This window comes from Treponema berlinense (assembly GCF_900167025.1).
GTDB classification, from domain to species: Bacteria; Spirochaetota; Spirochaetia; order Treponematales; family Treponemataceae; genus Treponema_D; species Treponema_D berlinense.
Genome location: NZ_FUXC01000006.1, coordinates 15,072 through 28,949 on the forward strand (window position 1 = coordinate 15,072; position 13,878 = coordinate 28,949).

A 13,878-nucleotide genomic window follows, 5' to 3' on the forward strand; every position below is an offset into this window, starting at 1 on the left:
AGTTGACTCCATAAAGGTTAGAGAGCCTGTCAAAACGGATAATGTATTTTGACAGGCTCAACTTTCGCTTTGTGGCAAAAATGGGTTAAAACTTATTTGCGGTTTGCACGTGTAATGTCAATCCAGTCGCCGAGGTCAACTGAAACTTCGGCACAATATTTTGGATCTTCGATTACGAGTTCGCCACCGTTTTCTGCAGCCCACCATTCAAAGCCTCTGTCGTTTTTAGCAGGGAAGTCGTTTCCACCGGCTGTGCTGTGATGGAATTTTGCTTCGTTTTCCGCTGCAAGAACTGGGTTTGCTGAGTAACCGCCCATGTCTTTTCCCCAGGCTGTAAAACCGTCAAGTTTTGTAACCATGTAAGAAATAAATGCGCAGGCAGTCCATGGATATGGAGAAGAATCCATAACTTCGAGATAGTGGCTGTATCCGTAACCACCGATTCCGCTGTAGCCTTCTTCGTAAGCTGCAACAGAAATATTTTTTACAGAAACGCCAGCTGTTTCGGCAACTGAACGAAGTTTTGAATAAACGATGAGCGCAAATTCGCCGGCAGCAGAAGTTTTTACAATGCTGTTGCAGATTGGACCGTCGTCTGTTTCTTCGTTGTAGTTTTGTACCCAGAGTTTAATGTAAGCAAGACCGTATTTTGCGTTCTTTGATTCAAGACCAAAGTTTTCTGCAAGTTTTGCACATTCATTGAGTACAGGAGTAAACTGAGCCTGTTTTTCGGCTGGCAGTTTGTCAAATGCGTTTTTGAGCCAGGTTGCGTATTTGTCAGCAGTGAGCATATAAAGGAAGTTTTTGCCGACAAGTTCGGAATTTACGCCCATGAAAAGGCCATGTGTTCCTGGAGCAACAAAATCCCAGCAGTTTGTAAATTTTACGCCGTTCAAATGGTTGTACATAAAAATTTTATTCAAAGTCTGCAAAGGAAGAAGATCTGGATAATCTTTTTTTGCAAGTTTGTTTGCTTCTGCCCATTCTTTTGGAATAAATGTGCGGAGAACTCCAGTGTCCATCATCTTGCTCTGAATCTGGTTTCCGTCCTGAATAAGTGTCATAAAATATTCAGGATTTGCACTTTTATAGTCAACATTGAGGGTTGTAAAGATTGAATTGTTTTTTGGCTGTGACCATTCAATCTTTCCTGCGTAACTTGAATCAAGCGACTTGAGATATTTGATGAATGAGGCTCCGGCAGTTTTTCCGCGGCTTGAGTTTCCAATTCCTTTTAAAGTAGCATTTTTTGATTCTTCGATTGCCTTCTGGCAAAGTTCATCAAAAGTCATATTTTCTGCCTGAGAAATAATTTCCTGAACGGCAGATTTTTTTGCCTGAGATTTATTGCACGAAGCAAAACCGAACAGCGTGATAGCAGCTGCCGAAAGAATAAATAAAGATTTTTTCATTTGAGAACCTCCGTTAAAAATTCAACGCGAAAAAGCTGATTTTCGATTTGATTTTTTTTGATGATGAAGTTTGCAACGCAAACCTTACACGTAAGTGCACTGTCAGAATGACAAAAGTTAATTTAACTTTATTGATATATTTTGAGACTGAATTTGCAAACTGTCAAATTTTCATTTTTCTTGCACTTGAATAGATAAGCCGAAAAATTATAAAATTGTTATATGACAAAATCTAATTTGATTGGCGAATTTGTAGAGCCAGAAATTATCAGTGCAGTTGAAAAAATTAAAGATGTTGCAGACGTTCAGGAAGTGAATTCGCTTGCAGTAACGATTTCCAGACTGTTTAATGCGGAAAAAATTTTTGCAGAAATTCTTGCTGGTAGTGATGACTCGAAGCTAATTTCTTCATTTAAAAAAAATCTTACGCTTTTGATTCAAAAAACTTGGGTTGAAAAAGACGATGAAACCGTAAAAGAGCAAGTTTTGTACAATCTGGAGCAGTTCTGCGCTTATATCGAAGCTGGAAAATATGCAGATGAATACAGCCGTTTTGGTCATATTTTGTCTGACGTTGTTTACTTGATGTTTGGACCAACTTCTAAGGAACCAATATTTGAAGAATATTCTTTGCGTATTGATCCAGAATTTGGAGTTTTTTGGTGGTATATTCAAAATCTTCCGGAAAAAGCAAATTTTTCTGAACAGAAAAGCCGTGCCCTTCTTTTGCTTGGAATGTATTTTCTTGCAAATTACTAAAATTCTATCGGATGATTGATTTATGGATATTGAAAAAATAACTGCCAGCTTAAAAAACGCTTCATCTGAACTTGCCTTGCAAACTGCGAGTCAAAAAAATGAGGCTTTGCTGAGTGTTTCTGATTCAATAGAAAAAAATCGAAAAATCATTCTTGAAGCAAATGCTCTCGATGTAAAAAATGCACGCGAACGCGGAATGAGCGAGAGTCTTGTGGAAAGACTTTCGCTTGATGACAAAAAAATTGATTCAATAATTGATTCGTTTAAATTGATAATAAGTCAGACCGATCCTGTTGGAGAAGAAGTTGCCGGCTGGAAAACTCCTGCCGGCATGACGATTCGGCAGGTTCGTGTTCCGCTTGGAGTTGTTGCAATTATTTACGAAAGCCGCCCGAATGTGACTGCTGACGCCTTTGCTCTTGCGTACAAAAGCGGCAATGCAATTCTTTTAAGAGGCTCTTCTTCCGCGATAAATTCAAATCTTGCCCTTGAAAAAGCGATAAAACAAGGCTTAAAAAATGCGGAAAATGGAGTAGAAGAAGCAATTTCGCTCGCTCCGTGCAAGAGCCATGAAGAAGTTGAACAGATTTTGACAGCGGTTGGAAAGGTTGATGTTGCTCTTCCGCGTGGTGGCGCAAAACTCATAAATATGGTTGTTCAGACGGCGAAAGTTCCTGTAATTCAAACTGGAGCGGGAATTTGCCATCTTTATGTTGACGAAAGCGCAGACCTCGAAATGGCCTTAAATCTTGCCTGGAACGCAAAAACTCAGCGTCCGGGGGCCTGCAATGCAATAGAAACAATTGTCGTAAACGAAAAAATCTTAAATCAGTTTATTCCAAGACTTGTCGAAAAATTTGCCGGTAAAGTTGAATTGAGACTGGACGAAAAATCGTATAAATTTGTCCAAAATGTACAAAATCCTGCAAAAATTAAAAAAGCCGCAGACGAAGACTTTGGCTTTGAGTTTTTAGACTTTATTTGTTCTGTAAAAACCGTTTCCACTTTGGACGAAGCGATTGATTTTATAAATTCCCACAACACGAAACATTCAGAATGTATTGTTACTAACAACCGCCAGAATTCGCGCATTTTTCAGTCAAAAATCGATGCTGCCTGTGTTTACGTAAATGCAAGCACTCGCTTTACCGACGGCGGCGAATTTGGTTTTGGTGCGGAACTGGGAATAAGTACTCAAAAATTGCACGCCCGCGGACCTATGGGAATCAAAGCTCTTACGACGACAAAATATCTGATTGACGGCGACGGGCAGATTCGCTAGAAAGTCCTTGAAAAAATCAAAAAAACTATTACCCGACGGATTTTAGCATGACAATTCCGTCAGAAGCGCTTTTCTTTAATGACGGAAAAAAATCTTTGATTGTGCGTAGTTCCTTAAATCCCAATTTTTCGTAAAGGTGTTTTGCACCGTGCCATTCTTCGTTTACAAGAAGAATAATTTGTTTAATTTGAGGAAATGCTCCGCAAATTGAATCCAGACAGCCGGTTAAAAATGGTTCGGCGAGTTTTTTGCCCTGAAAAGCCGGTAAAAGTGCAAATGACGAAAAATATAAAACTGAGCCGTTTGGATCGTGTGTTTTTTCGGCGGAATGTCCGAGCATAAAAATATTGTCTGTTTTAGGAACGCAAGGCCAAATTTCGCTCGTAAAATAACCTGCGGTAAGAGGTTTGCCGTTTTCGAGAACTGTTTTTGGAGAATTGTCAGAAAGAAGCAGAAAACCTTCAGGAAAAACACGGAGTCGCTCTTCAAATGTTGCTTGTTTTTCTTGAATTGCCGGGATAAACGCCGCATGTTCAATTTTTAAAATGTCAGGAATATCAAAACTTTTAGCTGGAAAAATCTTCATAGTTGAATTGTACAGGAAAAAAAAATTTGTGCAAACTGACGAAAACAACTGACGAAAAACGACTTTTTTAAATTATTTAATGCCAAATTGTGATATAATGTTTAGGTTCTGTTAAAATTCATTTTGTGTTTTTTCAGGATGCGAGATTTGTTGTTATTACGTTTTACAAACCGCATTTTTCAATTTTTTTAAGGAGATTCCGATGGCTGAAAATTCCTCAGAATTCAAACCCTATATTCTGGCTGACAAAATTACTCCGGAATTCACAATCACATCAATTTTAACTGGTATTATCCTTGCGATTGTTTTTGGTGCCGCCAAATGCGTATTTAGGTTTGCGCGTTGGAATGACAATTTCCGCTTCTATTCCGGCGGCTGTTATTGCAATGGGTATTACACGAATCATTTTTAAGAAAAATTCTATTCTTGAAAGCAATATGGTTCAAACTATCGGTTCTGCAGGTGAGTCGGTTGCTGCAGGCGCAATTTTTACAATGCCGGCTCTTTTTCTTTGGGCTAAAGAAGGTTTAATCAACCAGCCCAGCCTTCTTTCAATTTCTCTCATTACTCTCTGTGGCGCTATTTTGGGCGTTTTGTTCATGATTCCGCTCAGAAATTCAATTATCGTTCAGGAACACGGAATTTTGCCTTATCCGGAAGCTCAGGCTTGTGCTGAGGTTCTTTTGGCTGGAGAAAAGAAAGGTTCCGATGCTAAGGCTGTTTTTTCTGGTATGGCAATTGCAACTTTGTTGATTTCGACAATCCTTCTTAAAGTTTCTGGCGACACTGGTGCTCACGGAATGGTTAGTGCAATTACGATTGGTTCTATTATCTGTGTAATTGCTGCTATTGCCGGCGACACTTCTCAGGACTTGAAAACTGGTTACATTCTTGGCGCAACTCCTAAAAAGCAGCAGATTGGCGAATTAGTTGGTGCGATTATCTCTGCATTGACGATTGGCGGAGTTTTAATTTTGCTGGATTCGGCATGGGGCTTTGGTTCAAAAGAACTTGCTGCTCCTCAGGCAACTTTGATGAAGCTCGTAACAGAAGGCGTTATGAACGGAAACCTTCCTTGGAGCTATGTATTTATCGGCGCTGCTTGTACAGTATTGTTTGAACTTTTAGGATTGCCTTCTCTTGCCGTTGCAATCGGTATTTATCTTCCAATTGAACTTACTGCTCCAATTATGCTCGGCGGCGTTTTGCGCAGACTTATGGATAAAAAGAACAAGACTCAGTCAAGCGAAAGCTCAAAAGGCGTATTGTTCTGTTCTGGTTTGATTGCCGGCGAAGGTTTGATGGGTGTTCTTCTTGCAATTTTGACAGTTGCAGGCGTTGCAGACAAAATCGGTCTTGGCGCAAATATTCCTGCTGGCGTAAGGCTTGCCGGTTCTGTTATTTTGCTCGTTGTGCTCGTTACTTTGATTGTTTGTCATAACTGTTCGGCAAAAAATGAAAAAGCAGAATAAAAAACAAAGCCAGAATCTTTTAGATTTAGTTCCTCGTCAGTCGAAAAAATACAGATTTGAAGTTGACGGGGAAGGCAAAGTTACAGTTTTTGTGGAAAACAAAGGATTTTTTAATCTTGTTGCACAAAAACTGTTTAAAAAACCGAGATTTACTCAAATTCACCTTGAAGAGTTTGGAAGTTTTATCTGGCAAAAAATTGATGGAAAAAGAACTGTCAAAGAAATTGCCGATTTACTGCACGAAAATTTTGGCGAAAAGGCGGAACCGCTTTATCCTCGGATTTCTGTGTACGTAAAAACTTTAGTAAATTACGGTTTTGTTGAATTTTTGGCTTATGAATAACCCCAGCGTTTGTTATCATTTGCCGGGGCTTTTTGAATTTTACGAATTGTACAAGGCCTTTCTGCCGCTTTTTTTTGAACATCGTGAATATTTTTATGACTGGTGTAAAATCGGTTCAATTTACGGTGCTCCTGCCGATTGCATTTGGGGCGGCGGAAGGGCTGGTTTTGGCGAAAATAATTCCGGTCAAATTTTAGAATTATTGCATAAATACGGAATTTCTGGCCGGCTCACTTTTAGCAACTCGCTTTTAAAAAACGAACATCTCCTGGACAAAAAATGCAATCAGCTTTGTGTGCTTTTTGAAAAAAGCAGGAATGTTCAAAACGGAATCATTGTTCATTCTGAAATTTTGCTTGATTATCTTAAAAAAAATTACCCTAATTTCTATTTTGTTTCTTCAACTACAAAAGTAATAACCGATTTTGACAAATTTTTGGCTGAATTAAACCGAAAAGATTTTGATTTTGTCGTTCCGGACTTTCGGTTGAATAAAAATTTTGCACAGCTTGAAAAATTAACTGCCGGACAAAAGCGCAAGGTTGAATTTTTGTGCAATGAATGTTGCTGGACTGGCTGCAAAGAACGAAAAATCTGCTACGAAAACGTAAGCCGCAAAAATTTGGGCGAAAATTGTCCAGATTTTGTCTGTAAATCTCCCGGCGGAAACAAAGGCTATGTTTTTTCTAAGGCAAAAGAAAATCCTTCCTTTATTGGAATTGAAGATATAAAAAATAAATATGTTCCGATGGGTTTTTCTAATTTTAAAATCGAAGGGCGCGGGCTTGGAAGCGCAATGATTCTTGAATTTTTGCTTTATTACATGACAAAACCGGAAGCGCAGCTGCAGGTTCGGGAAAATATTTATTTGGACAGCATGCTGGATTTATTTTGAAGCGCACTTCATTTTTGATTTTTTTTGCAATAGAATGTCGGAATGTTTTTTTACGGATTTAAAAGTTGAAGAACTTCGATTGAGTCGCGGAGCGGCGAAATTCCGAGCATGGCTTCGTTTACGAGTTGGCCGTAACTGTAAAAATGTTTTGCTGGAAGAAATTCTTCGCCAAAAGAAATGTAGGATTTTCCGGCATTGTCGATTCCGTAGTCGAGTTTGTAGCGGTTTCCGCGGTAGAGAAGTTCCATTTCTTTTTTGACTTCGATGTTTTTTCTAAAAACTGTTTCTTGCATGGAAAAATTATAACAAAATGAAAAAAAATTTAATATTGCTGAACTTTGCTTTTATTTTTAGTTTTTGTATGGCGCAGAATTTTAATCCAATTGAATCTGAATTTTCTTTGAATAAAACGGAAAAAATTGAATTGAACGAGGATTTTGTTTTGGAAAGGGAATTTTACGTTTCTAAAATCAGTGATTCTGTTTTTGAAAAAATAAATGGAAAAAGTTTTAAGAAGAACTGCACATTTCCGCGCGAAAATTTGCGGATTCTTCATATTTTGCACAAGAATTTGTCTGGACAAACTCTCGAAGGCGAATTGATTTGCAACGAAAAAATTGCAGAAATTCTTTTGAAAATTTTTAAGGAACTTTATGTTTCTGATTATCCGATTGAAAAAATCCGCTTGATAGATGAATACGATGCCGACGACGAAAAAAGCATGGCGGACAATAACTCGTCTTGTTTTAATTTTAGGTTTATAAATTTTACAAAAAAAGTGTCAAAACACGGTTCCGGACTTGCGGTTGACATAAATCCGCTCTACAATCCGTGCGTAAAAACCGTAAAAGGAAAGATTAGCGTTGAGCCGGCGAATGCTGCTGATTTTGTGGACAGAACCGGGAATTTTTCTTATAAAATTGACCACAGCGACCTTGCCTATAAAATTTTTACAAAAAACGGTTTTGAATGGGGCGGAGACTGGCAGGGCGTAAAAGACTATCAGCATTTTGAATGGCCTGGAGAATAAACCGCGTTAAGGATGGAAGCCGCATAGCGGTTCGGACACGCTTGCGTGGCTGAACGGAAAAATTGCAAGGCAATTTTATAACGCGACAGCCTGACCGGAATCCTGGTTACAGGGTTCCGGAACGCCCATTCTTTAAATCATATCGAAAATTTGCTAAACTGTTTATGTTTTATTTTTTTAAACGAGGTATTTTTTTATGAATCACAATATGCAGATTTTACAGGAAGCTGCGGCAAAATACGGACCTCTTTGCGTTGGTCTGGACACTGATCCTTCTTATATTCCGGCTCCGCTTTTAAATGTTTTTGGTTCTAAGACTGATGCGGTTCTTGCTTACAATAAAGAAATCATTAAAAGAGTTGCCGCTGAAAAATCTGCCTGCTGTTTTAAAATTCAGATTGCTTATTATGAGGCGATGGGACTTGAAGGCTTAAAAGTTTACGCAGAGACAATCAAGGCTGTGCACGAAGCTGGTTTTATTGCAATCAGCGACATTAAGAGGGGCGATATTGCCGATACTGCAAAAGCATACGCGCGGGCCCATTTTTCCGGCGAATTTGAAAGCGATATAATTACTGTAAATCCATATATGGGTTTTGATACTTTAAAGCCTTTTACCGAATATTGTGCGCCACACACTGCCGAATCAAAAGTTGCAACTGGTTCAAAAGGAATTTTTGTTCTTTTGAGAACTTCAAATCCAGGAATGGTTGATATTGAGCAGCAGGAATTAAAAAATGGCGGCCGTGTTCTTGACCGTACTGGAAGCGAGTTAAAGAGAATTGCCGCTGAATTTGAAAAAAAATATCCTGGACAGACTTGTTCGCCGGTTGGCGCGGTTGTTGGCTGTACAGAAGAAAGCGATGCCCGTGCGCTTCGCAACGCTTATCCTGAAATTTTCTTTTTGATTCCTGGATATGGCGCTCAGGGCGGGGCTGCAAGAATTGCGGCTACTTTGCTCGATAAGGCCGGCGGTACTGTAAATTCAAGCCGCGGTATTTTGTGTGCCTGGAAAAAAGCTCCTGAACTTGCTGATAAAGTTGAAAGCGGAAATCTCTGCTTAAAGGAAATTGCTGATGCTGCAGGAAATGCCTGCGTTGCTGCAAAACTTGACCTGCTCAATGCAAAAAACAATCTTTAAGATTTTATAAGCGAGGTTAAAATTTATGTCGGAAATAAAAAATTGTGCTGGAGAAACGTATCCTGTTTTTGCTACAGGTAAGGTAAACGGCTGTTCAATCGTTCAGTCTGCAGTTCCATACGGAAGCGTCTGGTATTTGAAAGTGAATGTGTCGGGAATAAACGGCGGAAATGCTATTGCGCCGGTTCCCGGTCAGTTTTATATGTTGCGCTCTGTTCGTTCGGGACTTTTGCTCGGCCGTCCAATCAGCGTTTATAATTCGCGCAGAATTTCTGACAGCAATGTTAGCATTGAATTTTTAATTCTCTTAAAAGGAACTGGAACTAAAGAGCTTATTAGTCTTGAAAGCGGAGATGGGATTGAACTTCTAGGACCGCTTGGAAACAATTGGCCGGTTCCTGCCGAAAACTCAAAAGTCTTGTGTGTTGGCGGCGGAGTTGGAGTTGCGCCTGTTGCAGGTTTTGCAATAACTCTTCCTAAAAAGTCTTATGATTTTGTTGCCGCTTTTAAAAGCGGTTCTTACGGACTTGATTATATTTTTCCGGAAAAACTTACGATTACGACAGATGACGGTTCGGTCGGAATCAAAGGCATGGTAACTGCCGCAATCGACAGCGAAAGCGTAAAAAAATACGATGCGGTTTATGCCTGCGGTCCTACGCCTATGCTTGCGGCGGTTCAAAAAATTTGTGCCGATGCTGGTGTAAAATGCTGGCTCAGTATGGAAAACAGAATGGCATGCGGTGTTGGCGCGTGTCTTGGCTGTACAATTCACACAAAAGAAGGAAATAAGCGCTGTTGTAAAGACGGTCCGGTTTTTGATGCGGAAATTTTGGATTTTGCGAAAATTGATTCGCCTGTAACTTCTCAGAGAATGGCCCGCCGCGAACCGCTTGCTAAAAACGAAGAACCGGATTTGAGCGTAAAAATTGCTGGAGTTGAATTTGCAAATCCTGTTTTTGCCGCGAGCGGAACTTTTGGCTACGGAAGAGAATATTCGACCGTTCTCGATGTTGATTCGCTTGGCGGAATTTGTTCAAAAGGTCTTACTTTGGACGGTCAGCCGGGAAATTTTGGAGTTCGCCTGATTGAAACTCCAATGGGACTTATAAATTCTATCGGACTTGAAAATCCTGGAATAAAACATTTTATCGAAAACGAATTGCCGTTAATGCAGAAATTCAAGGCAAAGACAATTGTCAATTTGAGCGGAAAAAGTCTTGAAACCTATGTTGAAGGGGCAAAATTGCTGGATAAAACAGACGCTCCGATGATTGAATTGAATATCAGTTGTCCGAACGTAAAAGCCGGCGGTATGGCGTTTGGAATGGAACCAAAAGCCGCGGCATCTGTTGTGGAAGCTGTTCGCAAAGCAACAAAAAAACCGCTTATGGTAAAGCTCAGTCCGAATGCGCCTGATTTGATTGGAGTTGCAATGGCCGTAAAAAATGCAGGCGCTGACGCAATCAGTCTTGTAAACACTTTTCAGGCAACTGCAATAAATATTGAAACTGGCCGTCCTTGTTTTGAAAATATCCGTGCTGGTTTTTCGGGACCTGCCATAAAACCAATTGCCCTTCGCATGGTTTATGATTTGTGTCTTGCAATGAATAAACTTCCGGAAAACGAAAGAATTCCTGTAGTTGGACTCGGTGGAATTTCTTGCTGGCAAGATGCTGTTGAATTTATAATGGCAGGAGCAAGTGCCGTAGAAGTTGGAACTGCAACTTTCGGAAATCCGCTTGCAATGACAGAAATCGTAAAAGGACTCAGGGATTTTATGGCAAAAAAAGGTTATAAAACGCTTGGTGATTTTAGAGGTTGTGCGCTTTAGTTTTGGCACGGATTCTTAGAATACTGACTGTCCTTGCAAAAACTGTACTTTGAAACTAGAATTAAAAAATGACATTTCTGAATTTTCAATTGTTCGGAAATGTCAAAAATACTTTAAAAAAGGCAAAGATACCGGCTTTGGCGAGCCTATACTTTATTGAGAGGAAAAAATGGCTTCGATTCGTGAACGCTATGGTGATAAGTTTAAAGAACTTGCAAATTTTTCGCATGCTGCTGCAAAAATTGATACTACAAATGTTTATCAAAAGGCAAATCCTAACACAAAAAAACTGATGGATAAGTTGATTTCGGACAATATGGCAGAAGGAAGCCGTCTTGAGGGTGTAGAAAACTTCAAGGCTTTTTTGGCTGCGATTAAGTCTGGAAAAAGCGGACTTATCTTGATGGAACATTATGCAAATACCGACTTGCCTGGTCTTATCTGGCTGCTTGAAAATTCTGACGATCCTGACTGCCGCGAGCTTGGCGGTAAAGTAGTTGCCATTGCAGGAATGAAACTCAACGAAGCAGATCCAATGGTTCGTGCTTTTGCAGAAAGTTTTACCCGCGTTGTAATTTATCCGACACGCTCACTTGATTCTGCTACAAAAACTGCCGCTTCTCAGGAAGAAATCGAGGCAGAAACAAAAAAGGCCCGTGCAATCAACCTTGCCGCAATGCACGCAATGGACAAATGCAAGCGCAACGGAGAAGCGATTCTTGTTTTTCCTTCAGGAACACGCTATCGTCCTGGAAAACCAGAAACGAAACGCGGCTTAAAAGAAATCGACAGTTATCTGAGAATGTTCGACGTTATGCTTTTGGTTTCTATCGACGGAATGATTTTAAAATTCAATCCAGACAACATGAACGATATGCTCGCCGAAGAGTGTGCTCCAGCGGTTTGCATTTACAAGGCAAGTCCTGTAATCGAATGCAAGCCTTTCCGTAAAGAGTATCTTGCTTCTTTGCCGGAAGACTGCCCGGATCCAAAACAGGCGATGATCGACCACGTTATGGAATATCTTGAAAAACAGCACAACGAAATAAAAAAATAAGTGCCGGTTAAAAACGCAGGACTTCCAGACTTTTATAAGCAATTTTTGCTTTGGAAGTTCTGCGTTAATTTTTTTTATTCAGAATTTCGGCACGCTGCAAAAGTCCCATTTTTTTTGCAGGTTTTTCGGTTTTTGCCGGAGTTTCAGTTTTTTCTGCCGGAGTAGATTCGTAAACGGTTTTTGGAGAACTTCCTGCTTTTACGGTTACGGCAGTTGATTTTCCTTTGCAAAGTTCAATAAATTCGCTGATTCTTGAAGAATAGAATTCAATTCCGGACTTCCAGAAATCTATGCTTGTAATGTCAAATCCTGCTTTTTTGCACAATTCCTCGCAGTTCATGCTTCCGGTCAAACTTAAAATTTGCTTGTAAGTTTCTGCAAAGCTTTTTCCTTCTTTTAAATATCTTTGATAAAGCGCAACTGCAAAAAGTTGTCCAAACGCGTACGGAAAGTTGTAAAAATCAAGGCCTGTCGAATAATAATGGCTTTTTACCGCCCACATATATTCGTGGCGTTCGGAATTTAAGCCTTTTCCGTAAGATTTTTCCTGAGCTTCGCGCATAATTCTGCAAAAATCCTGAGCGTTTAATTCGCCTTTTGCGCGTTCTTCAAAAACTTTTTTTTCAAAATAAAAGCGGCATAAAATATCGACAAGAACCTGGCTTACGTCCTGTAAATCGAGGTCTAAAAGTTGCAGCCGGTCTTTTTCGCCGCATTTTTTGAGCATGTCTTGTTTTACGATTGTTTCTGCAAAGGTTGAAGCAGTTTCTGCAAGCGTCATTGGATAACTGAAAAAATCAACGGATTTTCCTTTTAAGCAGGAAAAATGGTATGCGTGGCCGATTTCGTGGGCAAGAGTTACAATGTCGCTAAAACTGCCTGTAAAATTTGTCATGATTCTGCTTTGGTGGCCAAGTGCAAAATCCTCATCGTATGCTCCGCCGACTTTTCCGGGGCGGACTTCTGCATCAATCCAGTTATTTTGGAAAACTTTTTTTGCAAAATTTCCCATATTTTCCGAAAAACTGCTGTAGCGTTCGATAACGTAATTTTCGGCTTCTTCAAATGTCCACTTTTTTGAGAGCAGGGAATTTTCGTTTTTTGTTTTGTCTTGTTCCAAAACTTCCATTGGCGCAAAAAGATCGTAAAAAGCCAGTCCTTTTTCTGCTTTGCCGTTTATGTATTTTGGCGTGCTTGCCGTAAGATTGTTTTTTCGTAAAAAATCTGCCTTTGCGTTAAAATATTTTCGCCATTCCGGAAGACTTTTTTCAATCGCCTTGATCAAGGCGTTTAGCGTTTTTTTGTCCATTCGGCTCGAAAAAAGAGTTCGGTCAACTGGTTTTTTCCATTTTCGCTGCTTGTTGAGGGTTAAAGTTTCGCCTTTTAAATTGTTCAGGCAGGCGGCAAAAGCGATTTCGTTTTGTTTTAAGAGCAAAAGTTCTTTTTCGTAGGAAGATTTTCTTAATTTTGAGTCCGCCGAATAAGCGTCGTTTCTAAGTTCGTTAAAAGTTTTTCCGTCCGCGTCTTTTAGGTTTGAAATTATTTGTTCGTGCAGTCTGTCCCACGCGTCTCCTCCGGTGCGTTGTAAAGAACCAGCCAGATTTTCTTCTTTTGCGGACATTTTATGCTTTGATTCTGCAATTTCTTCTTCGATTAAAAAACGGTGCCCGCGATATTCTGGAAAACGTTCAAAAAATTCATCGAGTTTTTTAGAATTTTTTACGAGAATTGTCTTAAAATCAATATCGATTTTTTTTAGGCGGAGAGCGAGTTCATCAATTAAAGAAATATTGTTTAAAAAAGCGGTGTTTGTTGTATCAACTGAATAAATTATGTAAGCGTAGGCTCCAAGGCTTTGTGAAAGTTCGAGAACTCCTTTTTTTGCGTCAAGAAAGCCCTTTAGCCAAAAGCAAAAATTAAACCGGCTGGAAGTTTTTATAAGGTTTTCGAGTTTTTCCATGCCGGTTTTGTAATTATCAAGAGCCGATTTATATTCGGGACTTTCGATAGAAGAAAAAATTGAATCTAAATTCCATCTAGGCGCGTTTAATTTATTCATAGAATGAG

The 13,878-nt window shown here is 39.6% G+C and carries 14 protein-coding genes; 10 read left to right on the top strand and 4 right to left on the bottom strand.

Annotation, left to right across the window (positions count from 1 at the left end):
• Positions 1-92: 92 nt before the first annotated feature.
• Entirely contained in the window at positions 93-1,412 is a 1,320-nt protein-coding gene (locus B5D47_RS05940) for a hypothetical protein (protein ID WP_078930922.1), read from the bottom strand.
• 222 nt (positions 1,413-1,634) lie between these two features.
• Between B5D47_RS05940 and B5D47_RS05945 the strand changes: the two genes are divergently transcribed.
• Positions 1,635-2,171 carry a hypothetical protein gene (locus tag B5D47_RS05945; RefSeq protein WP_078930923.1) on the top strand — a complete coding sequence of 179 codons (537 nt, stop codon included), beginning with the start codon at positions 1,635-1,637 and terminating at the stop codon, positions 2,169-2,171.
• A gap of 22 nt (positions 2,172-2,193) precedes the next feature.
• Positions 2,194-3,453 (top strand): glutamate-5-semialdehyde dehydrogenase, encoded by a 1,260-nt coding sequence (locus B5D47_RS05950; RefSeq protein ID WP_078930924.1) that lies wholly within the window; start codon positions 2,194-2,196, stop codon positions 3,451-3,453.
• Positions 3,454-3,481: 28 nt separating this feature from the next.
• On the opposite strand, the gene B5D47_RS05955 is transcribed toward B5D47_RS05950, so the two are convergent.
• The gene (locus B5D47_RS05955; protein WP_078930925.1) at positions 3,482-4,039 is read right to left on the bottom strand and encodes a GNAT family N-acetyltransferase; all 558 of its coding nucleotides are present in this window, start codon (positions 4,037-4,039) and stop codon (positions 3,482-3,484) included.
• A gap of 202 nt (positions 4,040-4,241) precedes the next feature.
• On the opposite strand from B5D47_RS05955, the gene B5D47_RS11665 reads away from it, so the two are divergent.
• Genes B5D47_RS11665 through B5D47_RS05970 form a run of 4 tightly spaced genes read left to right on the top strand, consistent with a single transcriptional unit; the run spans position 4,242 to position 6,749 of the window.
• On the top strand, positions 4,242-4,451 hold the full coding sequence (locus B5D47_RS11665; protein ID WP_234969942.1) for a hypothetical protein: 210 nt from the start codon (positions 4,242-4,244) through the stop codon (positions 4,449-4,451).
• Positions 4,387-5,511, top strand: a complete 1,125-nt coding sequence (locus B5D47_RS05960) for an OPT/YSL family transporter (RefSeq protein ID WP_234969928.1) — start codon at positions 4,387-4,389, stop codon at positions 5,509-5,511. Before B5D47_RS11665 ends, B5D47_RS05960 begins: the two co-directional genes overlap by 65 nt.
• Positions 5,495-5,854 carry a PqqD family protein gene (locus tag B5D47_RS05965; protein ID WP_078930926.1) on the top strand — a complete coding sequence of 120 codons (360 nt, stop codon included), beginning with the start codon at positions 5,495-5,497 and terminating at the stop codon, positions 5,852-5,854. The genes B5D47_RS05960 and B5D47_RS05965 overlap by 17 nt, the downstream gene beginning before the upstream one ends.
• Entirely contained in the window at positions 5,847-6,749 is a 903-nt protein-coding gene (locus tag B5D47_RS05970) for a hypothetical protein (protein ID WP_078930927.1), read from the top strand. Before B5D47_RS05965 ends, B5D47_RS05970 begins: the two co-directional genes overlap by 8 nt.
• 50 nt (positions 6,750-6,799) lie before the next feature.
• On the opposite strand, the gene B5D47_RS05975 is transcribed toward B5D47_RS05970, so the two are convergent.
• Positions 6,800-7,042, bottom strand: coding sequence for a hypothetical protein (locus B5D47_RS05975; RefSeq protein ID WP_078930928.1), 243 nt, complete (start codon positions 7,040-7,042; stop codon positions 6,800-6,802).
• 68 nt (positions 7,043-7,110) lie between these two features.
• Between B5D47_RS05975 and B5D47_RS05980 the strand changes: the two genes are divergently transcribed.
• The 4 genes from B5D47_RS05980 to B5D47_RS05995 all read left to right on the top strand — a co-directional run bounded on the left by B5D47_RS05980 (position 7,111) and on the right by B5D47_RS05995 (position 11,811).
• On the top strand, positions 7,111-7,779 hold the full coding sequence (locus tag B5D47_RS05980) for a M15 family metallopeptidase (protein WP_200806555.1): 669 nt from the start codon (positions 7,111-7,113) through the stop codon (positions 7,777-7,779).
• Between the two features lie 196 nt (positions 7,780-7,975).
• On the top strand, positions 7,976-8,920 hold the full coding sequence (gene pyrF / locus B5D47_RS05985; protein WP_078930930.1) for an orotidine-5'-phosphate decarboxylase: 945 nt from the start codon (positions 7,976-7,978) through the stop codon (positions 8,918-8,920).
• A 25-nt stretch (positions 8,921-8,945) separates the two neighbouring features.
• Complete coding sequence (locus B5D47_RS05990; RefSeq protein ID WP_078930931.1) at positions 8,946-10,754, top strand: dihydroorotate dehydrogenase; 1,809 nt, start codon at positions 8,946-8,948, stop codon at positions 10,752-10,754.
• A gap of 169 nt (positions 10,755-10,923) precedes the next feature.
• Positions 10,924-11,811, top strand: coding sequence for a 1-acyl-sn-glycerol-3-phosphate acyltransferase (locus tag B5D47_RS05995; protein ID WP_078930932.1), 888 nt, complete (start codon positions 10,924-10,926; stop codon positions 11,809-11,811).
• 64 nt (positions 11,812-11,875) lie between these two features.
• Here the strand turns inward: B5D47_RS05995 and B5D47_RS06000 are convergent, their stop codons facing one another.
• On the bottom strand, positions 11,876-13,870 hold the full coding sequence (locus tag B5D47_RS06000; RefSeq protein ID WP_078930933.1) for a M3 family oligoendopeptidase: 1,995 nt from the start codon (positions 13,868-13,870) through the stop codon (positions 11,876-11,878).
• Positions 13,871-13,878: the final 8 nt, after the last annotated feature.

Bases quoted from the DNA above. Each gene is read 5' to 3' on its own strand.
- B5D47_RS05940 (WP_078930922.1), bottom strand. From the start codon at position 1,412: ATGAAAAAATCTTTATTTATTCTTTCGGCAGCTGCTATCACGCTGTTC.
- B5D47_RS05945 (WP_078930923.1), top strand. From the start codon at position 1,635: ATGACAAAATCTAATTTGATTGGCGAATTTGTAGAGCCAGAAATTATC.
- B5D47_RS05950 (WP_078930924.1), top strand. From the start codon at position 2,194: ATGGATATTGAAAAAATAACTGCCAGCTTAAAAAACGCTTCATCTGAA.
- B5D47_RS05955 (WP_078930925.1), bottom strand. From the start codon at position 4,039: ATGAAGATTTTTCCAGCTAAAAGTTTTGATATTCCTGACATTTTAAAA.
- B5D47_RS11665 (WP_234969942.1), top strand. From the start codon at position 4,242: ATGGCTGAAAATTCCTCAGAATTCAAACCCTATATTCTGGCTGACAAA.
- B5D47_RS05960 (WP_234969928.1), top strand. From the start codon at position 4,387: ATGACAATTTCCGCTTCTATTCCGGCGGCTGTTATTGCAATGGGTATT.
- B5D47_RS05965 (WP_078930926.1), top strand. From the start codon at position 5,495: ATGAAAAAGCAGAATAAAAAACAAAGCCAGAATCTTTTAGATTTAGTT.
- B5D47_RS05970 (WP_078930927.1), top strand. From the start codon at position 5,847: ATGAATAACCCCAGCGTTTGTTATCATTTGCCGGGGCTTTTTGAATTT.
- B5D47_RS05975 (WP_078930928.1), bottom strand. From the start codon at position 7,042: ATGCAAGAAACAGTTTTTAGAAAAAACATCGAAGTCAAAAAAGAAATG.
- B5D47_RS05980 (WP_200806555.1), top strand. From the start codon at position 7,111: ATGGCGCAGAATTTTAATCCAATTGAATCTGAATTTTCTTTGAATAAA.
- pyrF (WP_078930930.1), top strand. From the start codon at position 7,976: ATGAATCACAATATGCAGATTTTACAGGAAGCTGCGGCAAAATACGGA.
- B5D47_RS05990 (WP_078930931.1), top strand. From the start codon at position 8,946: ATGTCGGAAATAAAAAATTGTGCTGGAGAAACGTATCCTGTTTTTGCT.
- B5D47_RS05995 (WP_078930932.1), top strand. From the start codon at position 10,924: ATGGCTTCGATTCGTGAACGCTATGGTGATAAGTTTAAAGAACTTGCA.
- B5D47_RS06000 (WP_078930933.1), bottom strand. From the start codon at position 13,870: ATGAATAAATTAAACGCGCCTAGATGGAATTTAGATTCAATTTTTTCT.